The sequence below is a fragment of the Cytobacillus sp. QJM3NY_8 genome (assembly GCF_056173585.1).
Genome location: NZ_CM149681.1, coordinates 5,169,014 through 5,192,105 on the forward strand (window position 1 = coordinate 5,169,014; position 23,092 = coordinate 5,192,105).

Consider the following 23,092-nt stretch of genomic DNA (forward strand, 5'->3'; position numbering starts at 1 on the left):
TCCTAAACTATGTCATGAACCTGTACTCTTATACCTCTTTAAACCGAGCATCCAAATATAATAGGCTATGGCAAAAAAAACGATGCCGACAAGCGGCGAATAATACCCAATATTCTCAGGGAAAAATGGCGTTTCCTTTTCCAGAAGCACAGCCGCGGGAAAGTAATTCACAAAGCCGAATGGAACGACAAAAGCGGTAAACCATTGGACGGCTTTCGGATAGATGACCAGAGGATAATTGGTCAGATTTCGGGCCGGATACATGGCCACCCAGTAAAATTGCTCCGATTTTGTCGTCCAGAAAGCGAGGGCAGATATCATGACAAGCAGACCACCCTGGATGAGGATTCCCCCAACCACGGATAACAGCAGAAACAAACTTTTCCCGATGGTCCAATCCAGCTGCAGCTCAAAGCTGACCCAAATAAAAATGCCGATGCTGAAGATGAACTGTCCAAAAGATGCAACGTCAAACTTCATCGCCATGAAATGAAAAAATGGATTGATCGGCCTGACAAGGAAGCGGTCAAATGTGCCGTTTAAGATGTAGGTATCCAACCCCCTGAAATGAAAAAAGAGAATGATGCAGAATCCCCAGGATAAAACAGCGACAGCAAATAGAAACAGCATCTCGTAAAAGGTCCATGAGCCCAGTTCCTGAAACTGATAAAGCATGATCCACATCGTGACAGCAGTGCCTGTATAAGATGTGATCAGCCCGACAATCCTCATGACAAAGGCAAACCGGTACTGCAGCTGGGCCCTTACACCTGCGGAGATGAGCTTGAAATACAAATCCAAATATTTTAAAACACTCACACTCTATCCCCCCTGTACCACTACTTTTTGGGATGCGCGATTCCAGACAAACCTTAATAACAGATAACTGGCTGCAGCCCAAAATAATTGGACACCCAGGGAAAGCAGGATTTCAATTCCAGAGATTCTGCCTATAAAAATCGCATTTGGTATGTAATAGATCCCCTGAAACGGCAAGTAAAGCGCCATCTTTTCCAGCCAGCCCGGAAAAAACCACAGAGGAATGACTGACCCCGAAAGAAGGGACATGGCAAAGTAAAAGACATCGACAATCCCGCCTGTTTCAACGAGAAAAAAGGAAAGCAGCCCAAAAGACATTTCAATGCAATAGCGGATCAGGAATCCAATAAAAGCGGATACGATGAACAAAGCCCAAGTCTCCCAGCTAGAGGGCAATGTCAAATCCATAAAAATGAACATGACTGTATATAAAGGGAGCAGCGCTGTCAGTATGTAAAAGGCCACACTGCCAAAATCGGCAAAAAGATAGCGGAGCGGCACATCAAACGGCCTCATTAATTCCAGGGAAATATCTCCGGTCCGGACCTTCTCCTGGATTTCCCACAGCGGGGTGCCCGCCCCATTTACTCCAGATAAAAATTGGCTGACCACAATATATGTCAGCATGGACTCAAAGCTGACGCCGCCAGCTTCTTCCCTTCCGGCATATAAAGCAGTCCAAATTGAACCCCACATCAGCAGAAAAATAAGATTTGAGCCAAGCCGCGACCATACATCAAATCGATAAACGGCTGATCGAAGAAAGGCCTTCTTTGTGAAGGTCCAATATAACCGAAACCTGAACATCCGCACACCTGCTTTTTGATTTTTTTGATTATTTCATATTTTAACATAATATGGGATCTTAAAAATATGTTTGTTTTAGAAGTTTAAAAAGAAGGGAAACAGTGGAATTTAAGAGAAAGGGTTGGCTTTTTCAGGGGTTATGAATTAAAATAACATTTGGTTTATAAATATAAGAAAAAGGTGAATGATATTGTTTGATGCATCCAGAAAGAAGCATTCTTCTTCAGATCTAATAAAATTTCTCATACCTTCTTTAATTGGAATCAGCTTATTCATGGTTCCGATCAAATATCAAGGGGATATTACAATTCCTATAGCCATATTTTCAGGCTGGATCCAAAACCTGCTCGCAGACTATCTTCCTGAAATTATGACCTTTATTATTGTCATTACACTTTTGGGTACATTGCTGGCCAAATTCGCTAAGCCCGCTTTTATCGAAAAAAGCCCTTTTTTCAAGAACCTATTTGACGTTCCCTACATCTGGGCTGCAGCGAGATTTATAGGCGCTGTTTTTGCAGTTATTACCCTTTTTCAAATCGGTCCTGAACAGATCTGGTCTGAAAACACAGGCGGACTTCTCCTAAATGACCTTCTGCCGATCCTGTTCTCGGTCTTTTTATTTGCCGGGCTGTTCCTGCCTTTGCTGCTGAACTTCGGATTGCTTGAATTCTTTGGCGCACTTTTAACAAAAATCATGCGTCCTGTATTTAAGCTGCCTGGAAGGTCATCGATTGACTGTGTGGCATCCTGGCTTGGCGATGGGACCATTGGTGTTCTTCTAACCAGCAAACAGTATGAAGAAGGCTATTATACGAAAAGGGAAGCGGCCATTATTGGCACAACCTTTTCCGTCGTATCCATTACCTTCAGCCTTGTTGTTATTTCACAGGTGAATCTTGGCCATATGTTTGTGCCTTTTTACCTGACCATTACAGCAGCGGGATTCCTTTGCGCCATTATCAGCCCTAGAATCTGGCCCCTGTCCAGAAAGCCTGATACGTATTATAACGGCCAGGAATCCGAGCTTGATGAGAGCATCCCTGAAGGACACACATCAGCAAGCTGGGGACTCCAGCAGGCTGTTGCCAAAGCAAGCACAAATCAGAGCTTGAAAGCCTTCTTCCAGGATGGCGCCAAAAACATTCTGGATATGTGGATGGGTGTAGCCCCGATTGTCATGGCTTTGGGAACCTTGGCTCTGATTATCGCGGAGTATACTCCTGTTTTTGCTTATTTAGGAATGCCATTCATTCCATTGCTTGAATTGATGCAGGTACCGGAAGCAAAAGCCGCTTCGGAAACACTTGTGGTCGGATTTGCTGATATGTTCTTGCCTTCCGTTATCGGTGCAGGCATCGAAAGCGAAATGACACGATTTATCGTAGCTTCAGTATCCGTTACCCAGCTGATTTATATGTCAGAGGTGGGCGGACTTCTGCTTGGCTCTAAAATCCCTGTAACATTATGGGACCTGATTATTATCTTTATCCAAAGAACGCTTATTACTTTGCCGGTGATTGTGCTGGCTGCTCATATTCTTTTCTAAATGGTTTTCCATTGGGTTAATACTGAAAACCTGATATGACGGGAAGTGACCGATATATCAACATTTTAACCGATAACATTAGAAACCCGGCCGATTAACAAGGTGCAGCGGCTGCTATCAGTGTAGCAAGCGCTGATTTCTACAGATAAAAGAGGTATCCTGAAGCGGATACCTCTTTTTTATTAGCTTCCTTAATTTAAAAACATTGGAAAGAACGAATTCTTCTCAAGTCTGTTCCATAATACGTCCAGCGCCAGTTTCTCCAGCGCCAGCCGGCTACAGATGTTCTGCCGACAAAGGTCGGGAAGAACCAGAAGCTGTTTCCATTTTGCAGCCATATAAACGTATTGCGGAATAAGCAGCCTCTTATGGCACCGGGATCAACAGCAAACGTGCTTACCTGCTGCATCTGTGGTGTGAAGCTTGGCGGCGGCCCTGATGGCGGTCCATCCTGACCTCCGGGGCCTCCTCCGCCACCTGGAGGCCCAAATCCACCGCCAGGACCACCTGGAGGCGGTCCTGGCGGGAATCCTGGAATATTAAACCCGCCGCCCGGAAATCCCGGAATGGTGAATCCACCGCCTGATCCTCCGCCAGGAAAAATGCGTCCATGTTCATTCTGGTCATACATATATGGATAAAACGGATAATTTGTATAATCCATTGTGTGTGGTCTCCCTTCTATTCCCTTATTGAAACTTTCTCTGAAATCAGCAGCAGCTCAGAGCGGACCTTCTCTTTGATCCGGTCAACTACTGCAAAGTCCATGGCGCTTACATAGATGTTTTCCAGCGTGTCCCGCTGGGTTTTGGCCCGTGCCAGATAGGATATGGCTTCGGTCATTTTATTTTTATAACGGGTGCTGATATCCTTTAGCTGTTCAGCGTAAATTTCATCTGTGCCTGAATTGATCGTAATTTCATACATGTCGACGATTTCATCTCCATCACGATCCGGAAAATACTCATGCGGCGCCGTGCTGTCAAAAATAGCGAGGCCCAGCTCGCGAACGATGATCATATCCAGGCTGTGCGGATCGAACCCGCAATGATAGATTTCAATATCAAATCCGCGGCTTTCAGCTTCTGCTGCCAGCTTCTTAAGCATCGTTGACTTGCCGGAACCCGGACGCCCTTTAATGAAGTACCTTTTTTGAATATCCTCCGTAAGATTCGGCACGAAATCCACCGCTCCAATCGGAGTGGCTGCCCCTAAATAACGATGTTTCACAGATGGAGTTTTGTTCAATTTTGCATTTCCATAGAAGACGGAGATCAGCTTCTTGGTCAATTCATCCGCCTTCTGGAAATTCATATTTTCTATATAGATTTTCTCCCATTCATCATGGATTCTCAGTGCTTCGGCAAATGTGTCATAGGCCGCTGCAAAGGAATTGCTGATCTGACCAGACAGTAAAGTTATTTCTTCTCTTTTCGCAGCCAGCGCCCTTGAATCCCAAGCTTCTCCGAGATTAATATATTCTTCGACGGCTCCGGGTGCTTTCGGTTCAATCACATGCGGCGCTGTTCCGTCGACAATGCCTGCTTTTAAAGAAGGAATGATCACGCCATCGATTGATTGACTGTCAGATGAGCAATAAATGTATTCAAGGTCATAGCCCTTTTCGGACAGTTCCGCTCCGATTGCTTTCATCAGTGATGATTTGCCTGTTCCTGGGCCGCCTTTTAAAATGAATAAGCGATCAAGCCCCTGCAGGTTCGATTCGAATAGATTGTGGAATCCCCGGGCTGTATTCCCGCCGGCGAAGTATTTCAGTATTTTCCCAGCCATTCTTACACTTCCTTTCGAAATGCATTTTCACCTTACAGTATGCAAAGGGAGCAGGATGGGTGAAAGCCTATTTAGAAAAGCGGAAGCGCCTTGCCCATGAAGGAACGCAGACTAAGAACGCCACGTCCTGTGGCAACGTCTGCATGACCCCCATCCTGGGGGCCCCAAGCACAAGACGAGCCTCCCGAAAAGGCGTTCTTTGCCTTTTTGGGAGGATTGCCCGAAATGAGGAGGCGACTGCCCAGGGACGACAGGCATAAGACAGTTCCTGCAAGAAGGCGTTCTTCCTTCTGAAAGGAAACGGCTTATGACCCCGAGTCCCTAGGAGCCGAAACAAGACAAACCGAAATGTGTAGGCGACTGCTTAGGGACGACAAGCATAAGACGAGCCCTGCAAGAAGGTGTTTTTTCCTTCTGAAAGGGAATGGCTTATGTCTCGAGTCCCTAGGAGCCTCAACAAGACAAGCTTGTGATCTCGAGGGGGTAGGCTGCTTGCGCTAGACAATTATCGACGTTCAAAATTTTATACTTTTTTCGTAAAAAAAGAGTGCCGAATCATGGTTATTCAGCACTCTTCACTATTATTATTTAATTAAATCCGCAAGTTCAGCTCCGATGGCCTTCTGCAATTCTTCCGCTTTGAGCTCCATCTGCATGCCAATTTTGCCTCCGCTGACAATAATCAGATCAAGTCCCGCTGCCTTTGCATCAACGAAAGAGGGATACTGCTTCTTCATACCGACGGGAGAGCAGCCGCCGCGGATGTAGCCGGTCAGCTTCTGGATATCTTTGACCGGAATCATTTCCACTTTCTTTTCGCCGGCTGCTTTAGCGGCTTTTTTCAAATCAAGCTCTTCTGCCACCGGAATGATAAAAACATAGATCTGCTTGCTGTGGCCTTGAGCAACTAGAGTTTTATAGACAGCTTCAGGATCTTTGCCAATCTTCGCTGCAACCGAAACCCCATCGATTTTGCCGTCCTGGTTGTCATATGTAATCAGTTCGTAATCCACTTTCTGAGCATCCAGCATACGCATCGCGTTTGTTTTACCCTTTGCCATTGCCTGCGCCTCCATTGGTTATTTTTCTCATTTTAGCATTTTAGGATAAATTTCAAAAAGGATCAGACTTATAAAAAAGCAGGACCCCTAAAAGGAATCCTGCTAACAAAGTTTATCTCAATCGATAAACACGGGCTTCATAAGGCTTAAGCATAATTGAATCCGAATCTTCATGCGTATCAACCGGATAGTTATTCAATAAAAGCTGATCATTAGAAAGCTTAAATTCAGCTTCAAAAGATGCCTCCTTTGTTGAAAGATTCGTGATGACGACTACCTTGTCATCATCTGATGTACGGGTATAGGCATAGATTTGCTTATCTTCTTCAAGAAGCAGATCGTATTGGCCATAGGTGAAGACTTCATTTTCTTTTTTCAATCGAATCATTTTTTTATAGAACGAAAGGATGGATTCCTGGTCCTGCGATTGGACTTCCACATTGATTTCCTTATAGTTCGGGTTAACCTTCATCCATGGCTGTCCTGTTGTGAATCCTGCGTTGTCCCTGGAAGACCACTGCATAGGCGTACGGCTGTTATCGCGGGAAGAGGCCCAGATGATATCCATGATTTCCTGATGGGACATGCCTTCCTCTTTTTTAAGGCGGTACAGGTTTTTCACGGCTACGTCATCATAATCGTCAATGGATGGGAATTGGACATTGGTCATGCCGATTTCCTGTCCCTGATAAATGAATGGCGTTCCCTGCATCAGGAAGTACATGGCACCCATGGATGTCGAGCTCTGGTGCCAGTATTCCTCATCATTTCCCCATGTTGAAACGACACGGGGCTTATCATGATTTTCGATAAATAAAGCGTTCCAGCCATCAGCCTCCAGACCTTTCTGCCAGCGGGTAAGAACTTTTTTCAGCTCGACAATATCAACCTCTGGATTGGTTTCTGCATCCCAAAGGCCAAGGTGTTCAAATTGAAAAATCATATCCATTTTACCCTGTTCCTCACCGACCCAAAGATCGGCTTCATCCACAGTAACACCGTTTGCTTCGCCCACTGTCATCACATCATAGTTCGCATATGTGCGATCTTTAAATTCCTTTAAAAATTCGTGAATGCCTTCCTGGTTCATATGCATATCGAAGGAAGAAACATACTTTTGCTTTTTTGGGTTCGGCATATCAGGCAGGCCGGCACGCTTTTTGATATGGCTGATGGCATCAATCCGGAAACCGTCGATTCCCTTATCCAGCCACCAGTTCACCGTATCATATAAAGCCTCACGGACTTCTTTGTTCTCCCAGTTTAAATCAGGCTGCTTCGTAGAAAAAACGTGCAGGAAATACTGTTCAGTCTTCTCATCATATTCCCATGCTGACCCGCCAAAAATGCTTTCCCAGTTATTCGGTTCCTTGCCATTCTTTCCGTCTCTCCAAATATACCAGTCCCTCTTCGGGTTCTCCTTGGATGAACGGGATTCGATGAACCATTGATGTTCGTCACTTGTATGGTTCAAGACAAGATCAAGAATCAGCTTCATATCGCGCTTATGGACTTCATCCATCAGCTGATTGAAATCCTCCATGGAACCGAAGTCTTCCATGATATCCTGGTAATCTGAAATATCATAGCCATTATCGTCATTAGGGGATTTGTACATTGGGCAAATCCAGATGACATCGATCCCCAATCCTTTAATATAATCAAGCCGCTGAATGATTCCCTGAAGATCACCAATTCCATCTCCGTTTGAATCCTGGAAACTGCGCGGATAAATTTGATATCCTACTGCTTCTTTCCACCAAACCTTCTTCATATTAACACCCTCAATTTATATAAATTTCTTTTTCAATCATCGCGGTGCGCAAACGTTTGCATTAAGCGGTATAAAAAAAAGCTGCCTGCTTTTAAGCATTTGCATACTACTACAGTAAGTGTAACGCTTACAATTGGATTTTTCAATACCCTTTTTCATGATAAAATCCTGCTAACAATTTAGAAGCCGCAGCTTTTTGGACTGCGGCTTCTCCTATATTATCAGGCTGGCTCCACTTGAAGCTGTTCCCGGTATGGTTTTAACGAATGATAGATAATTTTCTGCATGAAGGCTTTATCCATATCCGGCAGAAGCTTTTCAGCAAATGCCCATGCATTTTCCTCAATTTTCAATGCTGTGAGGCATCGTTCCTGCTCTGTTATGCAGGAATCAAGGTAATTGGCCAATTCCTCCAGCTCTGTATCTTCAGCATGACCAAGCTCATGAGCAAACACAACAGTGAAATAATCCAAAAAGCGATCAGCAGAAGAAAAGAGCTGCTGGCATTGTTTCATAATCTCTTCCATATAAAGCGTTATGGTATGTGTTCCCATGCTGTACTTTCCGCCAGCTATACGATTTCCCGGAAAATGATTCTCTAATTTAATCTTTGCCAGACTCCCCGATCTCTCCAATAACTCCCGAACGACTAGATCCAAGCTTTCTTTCTTCAATGCATACACCTTTCTCTATTTAATAGCTTATAGGCTATTATATGAGAAAAGAGCTCAGAAATAAACCAAATATTTACCCTTTAAATTCTATATTCAAACCAGTTCAGGTTAATTTTTGTCCTGCAGCAGCGATTTATGAATCCAAATGGCAGCCTGTGAACCCTCCCCCATTGCAATGGTTACTTGTTCTGAATGGGCTGCCACATCTCCAGCTGCCCAAACATTTTTGACACTTGTCATTTTCGAGCGGGGATCTGTCAGGATATGCTTATTTTCAAGGCGCTCTGCTCTGAGCTGCTTTGCCAGGTCAGACTTTACTTCGTTTCCTCCAAAGGCAATAAACCCTCTATCACCTGTGATTTTTTTACCATTTTCAAGCTGTACACCGTTGAATTTTTCGTCGTCTGCAAGTACCTTACATATAGATTCCTCAAGGTATTCAATCTTTTTTTCTTTCAATTTCTCCAATAATTTCTGATCTGCCGGCTTTTTTTCATGGTTGATGAAAACAAGATCATTTGTCCAATAAGACAATGTTAATGCCATATTTGCTCCGGCATTTCCAGAGCCGAGCACAATGGTGCGTTTATCCTTTACCTCATATCCGTCGCAGTCAGGACAGACATAGACAGAAATGCCGAGACAAGGCATTAATTCGGGGAAGGGCGGCAGCCGGTCCATAATACCCGTTGCAAGTAAAATCCGTTTTCCCACATATTTATTGCCCTTTTGGGATGAAACCTCAAATCCTCCATCTGTCTTTTCTGCGTGCTCCACTTTTTCATTAACAAACTTCACTCCAAGGCTTTCTGCGTGCTTCTTCCCAATCTCCCGGAGTTCAGGGCCGCTCACGCCATCCGGATAGCCTAAGATATTATGATAGCTTTTGCATATCGTGGAGCGCCCATCATTGGAATCAAGCACCAGCACCTTATGTTTATATCTGCCCAGCTGAATGGCAGCCTGCAGTCCCGCAATACCTCCTCCAACAATCAGGCAATCATAATTCAATTGAAATTCCTCCTTTTCGTTCCAAGATAGGCTATAGTTGTAAACTACCCAGAAAATCCTTTTCTAAATACAAAAAAGGAGAGTTTCATCACTGAAACTCTCCCCAAGCTCATTTATTCATATGTGCAAGAAAGCCGCCAAGAAGAGTATCCAGGTCTTCTTCGCTTTCCTCTTCAGTTTGACCTTCTGCATTTTCTTCCTGTTCCTGTTTAGCTTTATCCCAATCAAAGTCAAGCAAATCATCTTCAATATCGGTCAGTTCAGCTTCAGAAAGTTCGTCTTCTTCTAAAGCTGCAGCTGCCGAATCATACTGACTCACTGAATGCCTCGGCTCCTCCTGCAGATAAAGAGCTTCATCAATATCAGAAGATCGGCTGTTCAAAGAAGCCAGCAGGGAAGTTGCACGCACGGGATCCGTAATCAGCTGATAAAGGATGCTGCCGAGCAATGCTTCTGAGTGCTCATGCTTTAGCCAGTCGCGCTGGATTTTGCTTAACCCCTTGGGAAGGGGAATGGTAATAGTTTCCCGGTCTTTTGATTGAGAGCTGCTGACTCCCTGCATCACAAACTCTGCAATCTTACTGGAAAAATTCCGTTTTTCGGTTTCCTTGAGCTTTTGCAGATGCTTCAAAATATGATCAGGTGTGTCAGATGGCACCCGAAAGGATACGGATTGTCCTCTCTTAATTTCAGAAGAGGAAGCTTTACTCATGAAAAATCACCCTAGTTGGCTTTAACAGGTTTTTTATCCTGGTCCGCCTTGTCTTTATTCGTTCTTCTTGAAAAATCAGAGATCAGCTTGTAATAAGCATTGGCCATCATCCAGATGCTTTCTTTTTCATCCTCAAAGAAGTCAATGTTATAGCCATCCAGATTGTTATTTAATGTTTTCAGATAATCTTTTAAAACAATAGAGCCGCCGCCGACAAAGTAGCAGATTTCCGTCTGGGAGTTTTTCTGCCAAACGTTGCGGAGTAGGCGATACTGCTTCTTAGCCAGATCAAGCAAAATTCGGTCTGTAATATCATGTACGCTTGTCCGGCTTCCTTTTACCATAATATGATTGCGGTCATTCTTTTTCGTGATGATTTCCACGACATCCCGACGGCTGTCGAGTTCAACGCCATGTTTCGAACGAATCTCCTCACGGATGGATTCAAGAGCTTCAGATACCCCAAGGTTGAAGCCCTGCGCTTTGTCATCATCAACATTGCGGTTTTTAATGACAGCAATATCCGTTGATAGTCCGCCGATATCCTGAATTAAAATACGCTTATCAATTAAATCCTTATTGATGATATTTAAGTTGTTGTCCATTACAAGGTTGATATAAGCAGCAAAGCCTTCAGGATATACCTTAATTTCATCAAACTTGATATTTACTTTTTGCCCCTGGTACTTCGGTGTCACAAGGAACTCAACCTGATGGACAGAGCCCAGCAATTTGGAACGGTAGCCCGCATCCTTGCCTTCCTTTACTTCACGAAGAGGAAGTCCTGTTCCCAGTGTGTAGTTTGCATCAATCACATTCCCGGACTTTTTAAAGCCTGTGGAACCATCTTTCTGCACAGCATCCAATGCCAAAGCAGAGAATAGCATGACTAATGTCTGATCTTCTTCAGATTTGCTGCTGCCCGGATCTAATTCAGTAGCGTTATCGCTTTTCGTTGCCAGGTGCCCCACACGATAAATCGCATTGTTTTCTTTCAGGGCAGGGGAGTGGACTCTGATATGTATGCCTTCAAGCGGATTTTTGCTGTCAAGTTCTTCTATCCCGATAACCGGGCGGTCCTCAACATCTCTCGCAATCACATTCGGTATATTTAATTCTGAATCCAGTTTTCCAAAGATTGCTTTAATAGAATCGTTTCCTACGTCAACTGCTGCAATTCTTGAATTCGTCAAATCATTCAATCCTTTCATTCTCAAATATAGAGCTATTGTTTTAAGAGTAATTCAGATTGAGAGATTAATCAATGTAAGGAAATAAAAAGTAATCAAAGCGTAAAGACGTAAACAAATTGTAAACTTATACCTACATTGTATACACTTTCCGTATACAAGTAAACAATATTGAACACATCTTTACACACCAACATGTACACGTGTTTGTATACTTGTTTACATTTTTGAATACAACTGCAAACAATATCGCATACTTGTATTCATTTTTGTTTACAACCAGGTTTATTTGGTGTTTTTCCTGAAATTTGATAGTTTAAGAGATAAAATAATATCCTGCTTGTCTCTAACAAAAATGAAATAAAATAGATAATATTAAAAAATTTAGAAAATATATTAAATTTGTCTACTTTCTAGAAAAAAATTCCTATAAAATAGAGGTATAACAACAGGCAAAGGAGTACAGAAAGATGCAAGGCTCCAGAATATTTATGGTTTCGCTTTTTATTGTTTCACTTTTTACAGCTCTGATCTCGGACGGGATCATTGTCGAGAGCTCTTCATATATAAAAGCACTCTTCATATACCTGCTGTTTTCCTGCTTGTATCACCATTTGCGGATTATCAGCAGAAACGGAAATACGTCCATCGATTATGGAATTAATTACAGTCTCTCCATTGGGCTTTTTACAGGGCCATTAGGTTTATTTATATTTGAAGTCATCTATCGATTTAGTGTTTATTTATATAAGAAACAAACAAAAACAGACGATCCGGATGAATTTTTCCATGCGTTTTATAACATTGGCTCCTTTGTGATGAGCAACTCTATTGCATTCTATTTATTCAATCTGCTGTATCCCCTCTTTCAGGATGCGGCATTCGGCTTTTGGATAATCATGCTTATTCTGATTACCGTAACATCCATGCTTTCAGACATCTTCCTGATTACCGTGTTTAAATTGACAGGAGACATAAAAACGAAGCAGGAAGCGATTGATTTTATCAAAACAAGAAGTGTACTGGATATGGGGAAGATTGCCTTTACTAATGGTCTTTTGCTGTTATTTCTTAATGAGGGCAAATGGGAGATGCTCATAAGTCTGTTTATACTTAATTATCTTGTCAGCCGTTCCTTTCTGTCGAAATCACAGATGCTGCAGAATAAAATCGAACGCGATAAATTTGAGCAGATGGCCTATACCGACTTCCTTACTGGTGTTTTTAACCGTGCTTATATGGATAAAAAAATGACGGAACTTAATCAATCGGCGGAACACATCGCGATTGTAGTGGCAGATATCGACAAGTTCAAAAGGATTAATGATAGCTATAACCACGCCGTGGGCGATCAGGCAATCAGGCACTTTGCCGACTCATTGAAGAGCTATCTTTCCAAAGATGATTACTTGTTCAGAAGCGGCGGAGAGGAATTTACCATAATAATGAGATTCAGGTCATATGAAGAATGCTTGAATTTAGCTCAGAAGATACGCAAAGGCATTGAAAACAGCACATTTCATGCCGATTTTAAAGACCAGTCCATTTCTCTATCCTACACAGCATCCTTTGGCCTCTTTTACTATAAAGTGAACAAGCTCCTTTCTATTGAAAAAGCCTATGTTTACGCAGACCAGCTCCTTCTGCAGTCTAAGGACATGGGAAAAAACAGGCTATCCTCCAGGGAAGAATCAATTCATCAGCATAGCCCTAAAGAAGCAGTACTTACAAACGCATAAGGATATTTGCAGCAGCCGCCGGTTTGAGCGGCTTTTTTTTATGGGAATAATACCTCTGTTTTTAGATAAGTTTTAATACTGTTATTATTCTGAAAAAACGTTCTTTTGTTTAAATCTCTGGAAAAATCTATTTATTCCGCCTAAAAAGTCAATAATAACCATCGTTACATAAAATTTTTTTTGACAATTAGGAACTATGAAAGATATTATAGAATAGCTAAAAGGAGGATGAAACATGTCAGATTTTAATAGGCAGAAAATTGTTGAAAGTGTGCCTCAAAAAGGTTTCTTTGGACATCCTAAAGGCTTGTTCACACTTTTCTTCACTGAATTTTGGGAGCGCTTTTCTTATTATGGAATGAGAGCGATCCTTGTATTCTATATGTATTATGAGGTTTCAAAAGGCGGTTTAGGCCTGGATGAGCCGACAGCTTTAGCTATCATGTCCATTTATGGATCATTGGTGTATATGTCAGGAATCATCGGCGGATGGATAGCCGACAGATTACTCGGAACCTCCAGAGCTGTATTCTATGGCGGAATTTTAATCATGCTCGGCCATATTGCCCTTTCTATTCCTGGCAGCCTGGCTATGTTCTTTGTTTCCATGGTGCTGATCGTATTAGGTACTGGATTATTGAAGCCAAATGTATCAAGCGTGGTTGGGGATATTTACAGCCCGGAAGATAACCGCCGCGATGCAGGTTTCAGTATTTTCTATATGGGTATCAACCTTGGCGGATTCCTTGCGCCTTTAATTGTCGGAACAGTTGGAATGGATTATAATTTCCACCTAGGTTTCGCCATTGCTGCCGTTGGTATGTTCTTTGGCTTATTAGTGTTTGTTTTTACGAAAAAGAAAAATCTTGGATTAGCAGGAACTTATGTATCTAATCCATTATCAGCAGATGAAAAAGGTAAGGTTTATACAAGAATTGGCCTTGGTGCTGCTGTTGTTGCCATTTTAGTGGCAGTCGGCATCCCAACTGGTCTTTTAACATTTGATTCGTTTATTGCCCTTGTTGGTGTTCTTGGTATTGGGCTTCCGATTATTTACTTTACTGTAATGTACCGCAGCCCGAAAACAACAGAAGTGGAACGCTCACGCATCATTGCTTATATTCCATTATTCATTGCATCTGTTATGTTCTGGGCTATCCAGGAGCAGGGTTCAACGATTCTTGCGAATTATGCGGACAAGCGTACCCAGCTTGACTTTATGGGTCTTGATATTTCACCGGCATGGTTCCAGTCTCTTAACCCATTGTTCATCATTTTCTTTGCACCAGTATTTGCCTGGCTATGGGTGAAGCTTGGCGACCGCCAGCCTTCAGTGCCGCAGAAGTTCTCCCTGGGCCTATTATTCGCTGGTTTATCTTTCCTTGTGATTCTGCTGCCAGCATACCTTGGCGGTACAGATTCTCTTGTAAGTCCATTATGGCTGGTTCTTAGCTACTTTATTGTTGTTCTTGGTGAGCTTTGCTTATCTCCAGTCGGACTTTCAGCCACAACAAAATTAGCGCCTGCTGCTTTCTCGGCGCAAACGATGAGCCTTTGGTTCCTATCAAATGCGGCCGCACAGGCAATCAATGCACAGATTGTTAAGTTCTATTCACCAGAAACAGAAATGACTTATTTCGGTGTAATTGGTGCAGCTGCGATCGTGCTATCCATTATCCTATTCATGTTGAGTCCTAAGATTCAAGGATATATGAAGGGTGTACGTTAATAGAAAAGCGGAAGCCAGAAGAGTGTATGCTCTTCTGGCTTTTTTTGTATCTGCTCGGCCGGTAAATTCGGCAGTTTAGCCGGTATTTCTGCGGTTTTGGCCGGTATTTCTTTCAAATCGGCCGGTAAATGTTCTATTTGGGCCGGTAAACAGCAGTCTTCATTCTTTCCACTCTTCAAGCATCGGCCCCTCATCACCATAGACAGGATCAGTCTGCGGAACAGGGACATTTTTTATTTCTGCCAATGCTTGTACACGATCTGATGGGTCTTTTTTCTTCATATTCGGGCTTGTTCCGCCAGGATAGGCACCTACGACTTCGAAGTCCGGACTGCTTTCCGCATTCTTATGCCCTGTCCCTGCCGGGAGGAGAATAACATCGCCCTGATGGAGTTCAAGGCGCTCGCCCTGGTCACCGCCGATGAGGACGGTTGCTTGTCCTGCTTTGACACCCAGTACTTCATGAGTATTGCTGTGATAATGATGGTAATCATATACCCCGCCCGTCCAGCTGCCGGTCCATTGATGTCTGTTAAAAGCCGCCTCTATTTCATCAGGCTGCTCCTTAAAAACGGCCTTGTAGATGATAACAGGAAGGTCCGGATTGTTGGGTATTTGTCCATCATCCGCCAGCTGAAATGTTTGGGTTTGGCTATTCAAGTGAACCTCTCCTTTCGTATTGCTTCAATTTCTTTGTTTAAACGTGTCTCCGCCTTTGATGGTTCCGTTTTGGAATCCTTTGTAAAACCATGACTTTCTTTGTTCTGACGTTCCATGGGTAAAGCTTTCCGGCACTACATAGCCCTGCGCCCGTTTTTGAAGGGTGTCGTCCCCTACTGCCGTTGCAGCATTCAGGGCTTCTTCCAGATCGCCTTCCTCTAAATATCCCATTCCCTGTGCATGGTTGGCCCAAACGCCTGAATAATAATCGGCCTGCAATTCAAAACGGACAAGATACTGATTAAACTTTTCTTCACTCATTCTCTGACGGAGCGGCATGATTTCCTCAGTCGTTCCAAGCAGGGTCTGCACATGGTGCCCTACCTCATGGGCTATGACATAGGCCATGGCAAAATCGCCAGGAGCCTGGAACTTTCTTTGCAGTTCTTCGTAAAAGCTTAAATCAATATACAATTTTTGGTCGCCCGGACAATAAAAAGGCCCAACGGAAGAGGACGCTGCCCCGCATGCAGACTGTACGCTGCCTGAATATAAAACAAGGGTCGGCTCCTCATATTGCAATCCCTGTTCTTCGAATATTTCCGTCCAGACTTCCTCTGTATCCGCAAGCACAACAGAGACAAAATCAGCAAGCTCTTTTTCCTGTTCTGATTCTTCATACGGTACAGCTGTGCCAGAATCTGTTCCGGCCATATTGCCTAAAAGCTCTCCCGGATCACCGCCGAGGAAGGTAAATATCAATAAAATAATAATTCCGCCGAGGCCGCCGCCAATCAGGGTTTTTCCCCCTCCGCCCATGCCTCTTCGGTCTTCTACATTAGAACTCGCTCTTCTGCCCTTCCACTTCATGATTCAGCCTCCTACTGAAACGCCATTTATCATTCATTTATTTCATTAGTGTATACCCGAATTGAAGGGATTTATTAACTTAGCAGAATTAAAAATAGGTGCCTGCTGCAAACAGGCACCTTTACCCTTATTATTTTTCTATCGCGCCAGCCGGATCATAGAGGTCCAGGTCAATATCCACCTCTTGCCCGAGAGCAAGCTTGGCAAGCTGGGCACCCAGAAACGGCCCTGCGGTCAGCCCTGAGGCTCCAAGTCCATTTGATATGTAAAGACCCTTTATGCCCGGAATTTGGCCGATAATGGGCAAGAAACCGGGTGTATAGGGACGGAAGCCCACACGTGCTTCTGTGAACGTTCCATCAGACAATCCAGGGGCTATTGCTAGCGCTTTTTCAAAAATTTCATTTAGGCCACCAGCTGTCACCCTTAGATCATAGCCTATATTATCTTCATGGGTGGCACCAACGACGATGCGGCCGCCTTCAAAAGCCAGAATGTATTGATTGTTTGGCGGCATCACAACAGGCCATTTGCCCGTTTCCTCCTCTTCAAGCTGAAGATGGACAATCTGCGCTTTTTGCGGCTTTACATCCAATTGAATACCAAGCGGCTTCAAAAGCTCACCAGCCCACGCTCCAGCTGCTGCGATGACACTATCTGCTTCATATTGCTTTCCGCCGGCTTTTACAGCTGTGACCCTGTCTCCTTGGCACAAAAGTTCAGGAGAGTCATGAACCAATACAGCACCATGTTTTTCTGCTGCCCGCAGCAGGGCGTCCCTTAATTCCCGGCCGTTGACGCGCGCCGCTCCGCTTACATGTACAGAGGCATATTCCTTTGATAAAGGCGGAAACAGCTCCAATGTCTGGTCTGGAGATAATGGTGTAATCTCTCCCACTTCAGGTGCATCACCGCGTCTTGTTGCTGCACGTTCTTCCATTTTTTCAAGCTTTACAGGGTCGGTATGAAGGCTGACGGCTCCTACCTTCTGATAGCCCGTCTTCGTCTCTCCGTCCTTTTCAAGCTCCCGGATTAATGTTTGATAATAGGCCGCTCCCCCTTTGGCCAGCGCGTACCACGCCTTATTCCGCCGCTGTGTCAGCCAGGGGCAGATAATTCCGGCCGCTGCGTCTGTTGCCTGACCCGGGTCTTTGCGGTCGATAACGGTGACATTTGCACCTGCCTTAGCCAAATGGTAGGCTGCAGAGGCCCCCAGGATTCCTGCACCAATGATGATATGACTTTTCATAATGACTCCTTTTTGCGATCTTGTTTGCCACTTATTTTACAAGAGTTTGGGGCAGTGCACAAAATAATCATGGCAGACGCGTATTCATATTTGCACGGTGATATTGCTGGAAAGCTGCTGGGGCGCGGGGTGACCGATAAAGTGGAATTTTGACCGATATCGGCCGATATATATAAAATCTGACTGATATACCTGGCACAGCGGCCTGATAAGTTAATTTCCCCCTGTATCTGATCCAGCAATCGAAAAATTCCTTTCTGACATCTATCCAGCGACTATTTCCACATAAAAAAACTGCATGACAGGCATAAAACCCATCATGCAGCTTCATTAAAATGGCTTATTCGGTTCATAGGTCGGCTGCTGGTTTTGTGCCTGATACTGCTGGCTTTTGGCTGCCGCGTCCTGGACATTTTCTTCAAGGGCAAATTCTGTGTCCATTCCTTTTTTGAATTGGTCCGCCTGGTTTTGGGCGGCAACGACCTGCTTCTCTTCTGTTACTTTATTCGGCTGCTTTGGCATCCCTATCTCTCCTTTATTTTAGAAGTATAGCTATAGATTTTCCAAAGCTGCAGGCACTATTCACCTTTTTACAGGTCCACCTTAGTTCCGATGCCTTCAAGAATTGCTTTTTCATAAACGGCTGCAGCCACAGCGAGGTCAAAGTAGGCAATGCCGACTGATTTAAAAAAGGTAATCTCTTCATCGTTTTCTCTGCCTGCGATCACTCCGGCTGATAATTGTCCGAGTTCGCCGTGAAGGTTCGTGAAGCTCCAGATGCCTTCTCTGGCAGGAATAACGAAATCACCTGCTTCCTCTTTGACCCCTTCCAAGGTATCTGCGACGATTTTAGAGCTTCGCAGCAGTGTTTCTGCATCGACTTCCTGCATATGCGGAAGATAGGAGCCTACCCCGTTAATATGCGTACCCGGCCGGAGGGCCTTGCCTGTGAACACGGGCTTTTCCGAGCGGGTGCTGCAGATAACAATATCCGCCCGGGAAACAGCTTCATCGGCATTTTCCAAGATGGTCACCGGACCATTGAATTCATGGAATTTCGCAGAAAATTCTTGTGCCTTTGCAGCCGTCCGGTTGTATAGTAAGATTTCCTCTATTTCGCGGACCTCCAAAACGGCCTGCAGCTGCTCTTCAGCCATTGCCCCGCACCCGATCACAGCCACAGATCTTGCCGGTTTTTTTGCCAGATGCTTAGTGGCAATCCCGCTCACGGCCCCGGTCCGGAGCCTTGTCAGGTAAGAGGCATTCATGCATGCGAGATGCTCTCCATTATCTGTATCGCTTAGCAAAATGACTCCTTGAGTCGTTTTTTTGCCGATCACAGGGTTCTCAGGAAAAATGGTGACCACCTTCACAGCCGTTTTGCCAATTGGCGGCATGGCACTCGGCATATAAAGGGCAGATGCCTGTTTCTCCGGAAAGTCCAGGACGGTTCTATGGGGATTCTGGATTTTCCCTTCCAGATGATGTACCAGGGCATTTTCCAGATCTTTAATGGCTGATTCCATCGTATAAATGGATTTGATTTCTTTTTCAGATAATAAAAGCATGAAATCTACCTTTCTAAGCTTTTTGGTCGGTTTGTCCGAAGCCTGTATGGAATGCATCATCTCCTGGAAGATCAGAATCAAGGTCCTGATTGCTTCGGTCACGGACGGATGAAATCGCAATCAAAGAGATGGCAGCTGCAAGCATGATGTATAACGCTACAGGAACATAGGAATTGTCATACGCATTCAGCAGGGCAGTTGCAACGAGAGGAGCGGTTCCTCCTGCCAGAGCGGCTCCTATTTGATAGCCCAGTGTGATGCCGGTATAGCGGACATTCGACTTAAATATTTCTGAAAACATAGTCCCAAGTACAGCGGTAATTGGAGCCCAGATGATCCCGAGACCCAATATGGTAGCCACAACCAGCAGAAACGCCGAACCCTGATGAAGCAGCCAGAAGTATGGAAAGGCGTAAAGCATCATCAGGACCGTTCCGCCCACATATAGTTTTTTCCGGCCAACTTTGTCAGACAGTTTTCCCATGATCGGGATTAGTATTGTAGTAATTATCGTTGCAATCGTAACGGCATTCAGAGTAACAGTGCGTGAGAATCCAAGCTGTGTTGTCGCATAGGAAACAATAAAGGTTCCGAAAATATAAAATGGCGCTGTCTCCACCACTTTTGCGCCGACTGCAATCAATACTTCCTTCCAATGGCTGCGCATGGTTTCCACAAACGGAATCTTGGCGATTTCGCCTTTCTCCTGGGCCTTTTTAAAGGATGGTGTTTCATCAATCCCTTTGCGGATCCATAAGCCAAAAAAGACAAGCAGGGCACTTAGGATGAACGGGACACGCCATCCCCATGATAAAAAGGCTTCCTCAGGCAATAAAGTCATGATGGATAAGGCAAGCGTTCCAAGGAGCATTCCGATGGTGACACCCATTTGCGGAATGCTTCCAAAAAAGCCGCGCCGATTTTTTGGGGCATACTCAACAGCAAGCAGCAATGCGCCGCCCCATTCTCCTCCAAGGCCAATACCTTGTATTAAGCGTAAAATGATCAGCAGGATCGGTGCTGCCGTGCCAATATTGTCGTAGGTAGGCAAAAAGCCCATGAGGACAGTTGCACCGCCCATAAGGGATAGTGTGAGGACAAGAGTCTTCTTTCTGCCGATTTTATCGCCGATGTGGCTGAAAATTACCCCGCCAAGCGGGCGGATAAAGAAAGCAAGTGCGAAAGAGGCATATGCCAGCATCAAACCGACAGCCGGGTCATCGCTATGAAAAAACATTTGATTAAATACAAGTGCAGCAACCGTCCCGTACAAAAAGTAATCAAACCATTCGATGGAACTTCCGATCAGGCTTGCGATCAGCACTTTCTTTTCTAATTTCTTTTCCATTCCATTTCCCCCTCTCTTGACTGTAAAAATGTACAAGTTCATCATAGTTTATATTATTTTGATATTTCAATATATTTTTAAAATTGGCTGATAAATAGAACTTATTTACCTGCCCAATGCCTAAGGTGAAAGTATGGGAATGTTTTTGTTATAATCATAGTACTTAGATGGAATTTGACCTTAACTGGAGTGAACACGTTGAATACAAAAAAAGCACTGCCTCTTTTATTCGCAGTTATGTTTCTTGTTATGGTGGGGTTTGGAATCATCATACCTGTCATCCCCTTTTATGCGGAAGAATTAGGGGCCTCACCCACTGAACTGGGCCTATTAATGGCCGTTTATTCGTTGATGCAGCTGCTGTTTGCACCTATGTGGGGGCGCGTTTCCGATAAAATCGGACGCAAACCGGTCATAATGATCGGTATTTTTGGCCTTGGCCTGTCTTTTTTCATGATGGCCTTATCCACTGAACTTTGGATGCTGTTTGCTGCCAGAGTTATCGGCGGCTTCCTGTCATCTGCCAATATGCCGACTGTCATGGCCTATGTAGCGGATATTACATCTGAAGAAGACCGCGGAAAAGGGATGGGAATCATTGGAGCTGCGGTTGGCTTAGGGTTTATTTTTGGTCCGGCAATCGGGGGCATCTTTTCCCGGGAAAGTTTGAACATTCCTTTCTACGCGGCAGGAACATCTTCATTTATTACATTTTTCCTTGTCATGCTTGTGCTGAAGGAATCCCTTTCACCAGAGCAGCGCAGCCAGGGAGCTGCTAAGCGTCCAGGACTTTTAACAGCTTTAAGCGGAAACACTGGAATTCTGTTTATCCTTCAGCTGTTTGTTTCGTTGTCACTGGCAGGCCTGGAAGCAACTTTCGCGTATTTTGCGGCTGACAAAGCTGGCCTTGGGACCGTAGAGCTTGGCTATATCTTTATGATCATGGGGTTTGGAGGCGCCCTTGTACAGGGCGGTTTAGTAGGAAGAATGACGAAAAAGTACGGAGAAGGAGCCGTGATTCAACTGGGGATCATCATCTCCGCCATTGGCTTTGGACTTATTCTCCTGGTTGACAGTTTTACCACAGCAGCGATATTCTTAACAGTTTTCGGAATCGGAAACGGGTTTATCCGCCCGAGCGTATCTTCCCTGCTGACAAAGACATCTCAAACTGGACACGGCAGTACGACCGGCCTGCTGTCATCATTTGACTCCCTGGGACGTATTATCGGGCCCCCGCTTGGCGGCTGGCTTTTTACCATGAGCATCGGTGCCCCGTACATCTCGGGAATCCTGCTTTCCGGATTGGCATTCGTGTTGTACCGTGTTTATTCTGCGAAGGTAAACAGAACCCAATCGATTACATCTTAAAATAGGGAAAGGAGGCCGCTTATGCCTCCTTTTTCTATTTCTGCAATATAGCCTGAATCACATGCCCCGTACCTGTATGGCCTTTTCCTTCGACTCTCTCCTGTTCGCCATAAAAGAAATGAAGGACTTTATAGCTCTTAATCCATTGGAGAAGATCTGCGGGATCATACACCATATCAACACTTTTCGGCCCGCCTGTTCCATAGAGGAGCTGATCCTCCGAATAGACTTCAAGCATGACGATTCCACCCGGCTTTACAACAGAAACGAGCTTATCGAAAACAGTCTTTTGATCTTTTTTCAGAAAGTGGCCGAAAACCATAATCGAAGCATCATACTCCCCTGATGGTACAGAATCATGAATGAGATCCTTCTGCCCTGTTTCTACTCTGACATGATGGCGTTCAGCCAGCTGCTGTGTTTTTATTAGCCCGCTTTGTGTATAGTCCCATGCGGTTACCTCATGCCCCTTTCTTGCAAGGAACACAGCATTTCGGCCCTCACCCTCGGCCAAAGCAGCAACTCGTTTGTGTCCCTCAAGCCGCCACGCATGCTCTCTGATAAATTCATTGGGCTCTTCACCATATAAATATCCTTCTGCGGAGAACTTTTCTTCCCATAGATTTGCCAATAGAACCACTCCTTCATGATAAGGTATTCTAGAAGTGGTTATGGAAATCCTATTGTATAATGGGAAAAATGCCGGCTTAGGAGGATGATGACGATGAAAGAGCTGACAGCGATGGAAGAGGTGCATCAGTTTATTCAGAGCGCCGAGCTTGGTCTTATTTATGTGCTGACTGACAGCTGAAGCGTCTGTCATGGCCTGCTTCCTCAGGTTGAGGAAGTGTTGAAGGATTATCCCCGTATAGAATCCCGGTCTGTGAATGCAGGAAAGGTCCCTGAGATAGCCGGGTTCCTCATGGCTTTTACAGTGCCTGTGATTGCCTTATATCTGGATGGAAGAGAAGTTCTGAGAGAGGCGCGATTCATACCGGTCGAGAAGCTTCGAGATGATTTGAAGAGGATCTATGAGGGTGTTTTTGATGTATAAAACAAGGACTGACGGTGCTTTTCCGCCGGTCCTTGTTGACTATTCCAGCTGATGGTTATTAAAAATCAGCATTACATAAGCACAAGGATGCGATTATTAAAATTAATAGATTTGCA

General features: G+C 44.4%; 23 protein-coding genes. 5 read left to right on the plus strand and 18 right to left on the minus strand.

Going from position 1 to position 23,092, the window contains the following annotated elements; genetic code table 11:
* Positions 1-12: 12 nt before the first annotated feature.
* Complete coding sequence (locus tag AC0VZ9_RS26280; protein WP_009332360.1) at positions 13-819, minus strand: ABC transporter permease; 807 nt, start codon at positions 817-819, stop codon at positions 13-15.
* 3 nt (positions 820-822) lie between these two features.
* Positions 823-1,626 (minus strand): ABC transporter permease, encoded by an 804-nt coding sequence (locus AC0VZ9_RS26285; RefSeq protein ID WP_019380545.1) that lies wholly within the window; start codon positions 1,624-1,626, stop codon positions 823-825.
* 184 nt (positions 1,627-1,810) lie between these two features.
* Here AC0VZ9_RS26285 and AC0VZ9_RS26290 point away from each other — a divergent pair, with 184 nt between their 5' ends.
* Entirely contained in the window at positions 1,811-3,175 is a 1,365-nt protein-coding gene (locus tag AC0VZ9_RS26290) for a YjiH family protein (RefSeq protein WP_009332362.1), read from the plus strand.
* Between the two features lie 196 nt (positions 3,176-3,371).
* Here the strand turns inward: AC0VZ9_RS26290 and AC0VZ9_RS26295 are convergent, their stop codons facing one another.
* From AC0VZ9_RS26295 to AC0VZ9_RS26330, 8 genes are all read right to left on the minus strand, one after another.
* On the minus strand, positions 3,372-3,839 hold the full coding sequence (locus AC0VZ9_RS26295) for a hypothetical protein (protein WP_071158237.1): 468 nt from the start codon (positions 3,837-3,839) through the stop codon (positions 3,372-3,374).
* A 17-nt stretch (positions 3,840-3,856) separates the two neighbouring features.
* The gene (locus AC0VZ9_RS26300; protein WP_009332364.1) at positions 3,857-4,966 is read right to left on the minus strand and encodes a PRK06851 family protein; all 1,110 of its coding nucleotides are present in this window, start codon (positions 4,964-4,966) and stop codon (positions 3,857-3,859) included.
* Positions 4,967-5,550: 584 nt separating this feature from the next.
* Complete coding sequence (ybaK, locus tag AC0VZ9_RS26305; protein WP_009332365.1) at positions 5,551-6,027, minus strand: Cys-tRNA(Pro) deacylase; 477 nt, start codon at positions 6,025-6,027, stop codon at positions 5,551-5,553.
* Positions 6,028-6,139: 112 nt separating this feature from the next.
* Complete coding sequence (locus AC0VZ9_RS26310) at positions 6,140-7,801, minus strand: glycoside hydrolase family 13 protein (protein WP_251266786.1); 1,662 nt, start codon at positions 7,799-7,801, stop codon at positions 6,140-6,142.
* Positions 7,802-8,022: 221 nt separating this feature from the next.
* A complete protein-coding gene (locus AC0VZ9_RS26315; RefSeq protein ID WP_226280657.1) occupies positions 8,023-8,484 on the minus strand; it encodes a hypothetical protein in 462 nt (153 codons plus the stop codon).
* Positions 8,485-8,583: 99 nt separating this feature from the next.
* Positions 8,584-9,486, minus strand: a complete 903-nt coding sequence (locus AC0VZ9_RS26320; protein WP_251156342.1) for an NAD(P)/FAD-dependent oxidoreductase — start codon at positions 9,484-9,486, stop codon at positions 8,584-8,586.
* Positions 9,487-9,595: 109 nt separating this feature from the next.
* Entirely contained in the window at positions 9,596-10,198 is a 603-nt protein-coding gene (locus tag AC0VZ9_RS26325; protein WP_071158230.1) for a hypothetical protein, read from the minus strand.
* A gap of 11 nt (positions 10,199-10,209) precedes the next feature.
* Positions 10,210-11,391, minus strand: a complete 1,182-nt coding sequence (locus AC0VZ9_RS26330; RefSeq protein WP_019380538.1) for a ParM/StbA family protein — start codon at positions 11,389-11,391, stop codon at positions 10,210-10,212.
* 467 nt (positions 11,392-11,858) lie between these two features.
* On the opposite strand from AC0VZ9_RS26330, the gene AC0VZ9_RS26335 reads away from it, so the two are divergent.
* Together AC0VZ9_RS26335 and AC0VZ9_RS26340 are read left to right on the plus strand one after the other, a co-directional pair.
* Positions 11,859-13,127, plus strand: a complete 1,269-nt coding sequence (locus AC0VZ9_RS26335; protein ID WP_475396939.1) for a GGDEF domain-containing protein — start codon at positions 11,859-11,861, stop codon at positions 13,125-13,127.
* Between the two features lie 235 nt (positions 13,128-13,362).
* Complete coding sequence (locus AC0VZ9_RS26340) at positions 13,363-14,856, plus strand: peptide MFS transporter (protein WP_019380536.1); 1,494 nt, start codon at positions 13,363-13,365, stop codon at positions 14,854-14,856.
* Here the strand turns inward: AC0VZ9_RS26340 and AC0VZ9_RS26345 are convergent.
* From AC0VZ9_RS26345 to AC0VZ9_RS26375, 7 genes are all read right to left on the minus strand, one after another.
* Positions 14,853-15,035 (minus strand): hypothetical protein, encoded by a 183-nt coding sequence (locus AC0VZ9_RS26345; protein WP_251174339.1) that lies wholly within the window; start codon positions 15,033-15,035, stop codon positions 14,853-14,855. The two genes, AC0VZ9_RS26340 and AC0VZ9_RS26345, sit on opposite strands and share 4 nt — an antisense overlap.
* Entirely contained in the window at positions 15,016-15,516 is a 501-nt protein-coding gene (locus tag AC0VZ9_RS26350; RefSeq protein WP_251174340.1) for a cupin domain-containing protein, read from the minus strand. The genes AC0VZ9_RS26345 and AC0VZ9_RS26350 overlap by 20 nt, the downstream gene beginning before the upstream one ends.
* A gap of 24 nt (positions 15,517-15,540) precedes the next feature.
* Positions 15,541-16,386 carry a KPN_02809 family neutral zinc metallopeptidase gene (gene ypfJ, locus AC0VZ9_RS26355; RefSeq protein WP_019380534.1) on the minus strand — a complete coding sequence of 282 codons (846 nt, stop codon included), beginning with the start codon at positions 16,384-16,386 and terminating at the stop codon, positions 15,541-15,543.
* Positions 16,387-16,516: 130 nt separating this feature from the next.
* Positions 16,517-17,635, minus strand: coding sequence for an NAD(P)/FAD-dependent oxidoreductase (locus tag AC0VZ9_RS26360; RefSeq protein ID WP_475396940.1), 1,119 nt, complete (start codon positions 17,633-17,635; stop codon positions 16,517-16,519).
* Between the two features lie 330 nt (positions 17,636-17,965).
* Positions 17,966-18,157 carry a hypothetical protein gene (locus AC0VZ9_RS26365; protein ID WP_475396941.1) on the minus strand — a complete coding sequence of 64 codons (192 nt, stop codon included), beginning with the start codon at positions 18,155-18,157 and terminating at the stop codon, positions 17,966-17,968.
* A 68-nt stretch (positions 18,158-18,225) separates the two neighbouring features.
* Positions 18,226-19,203, minus strand: coding sequence for an ornithine cyclodeaminase family protein (locus tag AC0VZ9_RS26370; protein WP_192907987.1), 978 nt, complete (start codon positions 19,201-19,203; stop codon positions 18,226-18,228).
* A 13-nt stretch (positions 19,204-19,216) separates the two neighbouring features.
* Complete coding sequence (locus AC0VZ9_RS26375; protein ID WP_009332378.1) at positions 19,217-20,551, minus strand: MFS transporter; 1,335 nt, start codon at positions 20,549-20,551, stop codon at positions 19,217-19,219.
* Positions 20,552-20,749: 198 nt separating this feature from the next.
* Between AC0VZ9_RS26375 and AC0VZ9_RS26380 the strand changes: the two genes are divergently transcribed.
* Positions 20,750-21,922: a tetracycline resistance MFS efflux pump gene (locus tag AC0VZ9_RS26380; protein WP_009332379.1), complete on the plus strand. Its 1,173-nt coding sequence runs from the start codon at positions 20,750-20,752 to the stop codon at positions 21,920-21,922.
* 34 nt (positions 21,923-21,956) lie between these two features.
* On the opposite strand, the gene AC0VZ9_RS26385 is transcribed toward AC0VZ9_RS26380, so the two are convergent.
* On the minus strand, positions 21,957-22,553 hold the full coding sequence (locus tag AC0VZ9_RS26385) for a class I SAM-dependent methyltransferase (protein WP_192907989.1): 597 nt from the start codon (positions 22,551-22,553) through the stop codon (positions 21,957-21,959).
* Positions 22,554-22,769: 216 nt separating this feature from the next.
* Here AC0VZ9_RS26385 and AC0VZ9_RS26390 point away from each other — a divergent pair, with 216 nt between their 5' ends.
* Positions 22,770-22,976: a thioredoxin family protein gene (locus AC0VZ9_RS26390; RefSeq protein ID WP_009332381.1), complete on the plus strand. Its 207-nt coding sequence runs from the start codon at positions 22,770-22,772 to the stop codon at positions 22,974-22,976.
* Positions 22,977-23,092 lie beyond the last annotated feature (116 nt).

What these genes read in the sequence shown, in the direction of transcription:
- AC0VZ9_RS26285 (WP_019380545.1), bottom strand. Translation starts at nt 1,626, where the DNA reads ATGTTCAGGTTTCGGTTATATTGGACCTTCACAAAGAAGGCCTTTCTT.
- AC0VZ9_RS26290 (WP_009332362.1), top strand. Translation starts at nt 1,811, where the DNA reads ATGATATTGTTTGATGCATCCAGAAAGAAGCATTCTTCTTCAGATCTA.
- AC0VZ9_RS26295 (WP_071158237.1), bottom strand. Translation starts at nt 3,839, where the DNA reads ATGGATTATACAAATTATCCGTTTTATCCATATATGTATGACCAGAAT.
- AC0VZ9_RS26300 (WP_009332364.1), bottom strand. Translation starts at nt 4,966, where the DNA reads ATGGCTGGGAAAATACTGAAATACTTCGCCGGCGGGAATACAGCCCGG.
- ybaK (WP_009332365.1), bottom strand. Translation starts at nt 6,027, where the DNA reads ATGGCAAAGGGTAAAACAAACGCGATGCGTATGCTGGATGCTCAGAAA.
- AC0VZ9_RS26310 (WP_251266786.1), bottom strand. Translation starts at nt 7,801, where the DNA reads ATGAAGAAGGTTTGGTGGAAAGAAGCAGTAGGATATCAAATTTATCCG.
- AC0VZ9_RS26325 (WP_071158230.1), bottom strand. Translation starts at nt 10,198, where the DNA reads ATGAGTAAAGCTTCCTCTTCTGAAATTAAGAGAGGACAATCCGTATCC.
- AC0VZ9_RS26335 (WP_475396939.1), top strand. Translation starts at nt 11,859, where the DNA reads ATGCAAGGCTCCAGAATATTTATGGTTTCGCTTTTTATTGTTTCACTT.
- AC0VZ9_RS26340 (WP_019380536.1), top strand. Translation starts at nt 13,363, where the DNA reads ATGTCAGATTTTAATAGGCAGAAAATTGTTGAAAGTGTGCCTCAAAAA.
- ypfJ (WP_019380534.1), bottom strand. Translation starts at nt 16,386, where the DNA reads ATGAAGTGGAAGGGCAGAAGAGCGAGTTCTAATGTAGAAGACCGAAGA.
- AC0VZ9_RS26360 (WP_475396940.1), bottom strand. Translation starts at nt 17,635, where the DNA reads ATGAAAAGTCATATCATCATTGGTGCAGGAATCCTGGGGGCCTCTGCA.
- AC0VZ9_RS26365 (WP_475396941.1), bottom strand. Translation starts at nt 18,157, where the DNA reads ATGCCAAAGCAGCCGAATAAAGTAACAGAAGAGAAGCAGGTCGTTGCC.
- AC0VZ9_RS26370 (WP_192907987.1), bottom strand. Translation starts at nt 19,203, where the DNA reads ATGCTTTTATTATCTGAAAAAGAAATCAAATCCATTTATACGATGGAA.
- AC0VZ9_RS26375 (WP_009332378.1), bottom strand. Translation starts at nt 20,551, where the DNA reads ATGGAAAAGAAATTAGAAAAGAAAGTGCTGATCGCAAGCCTGATCGGA.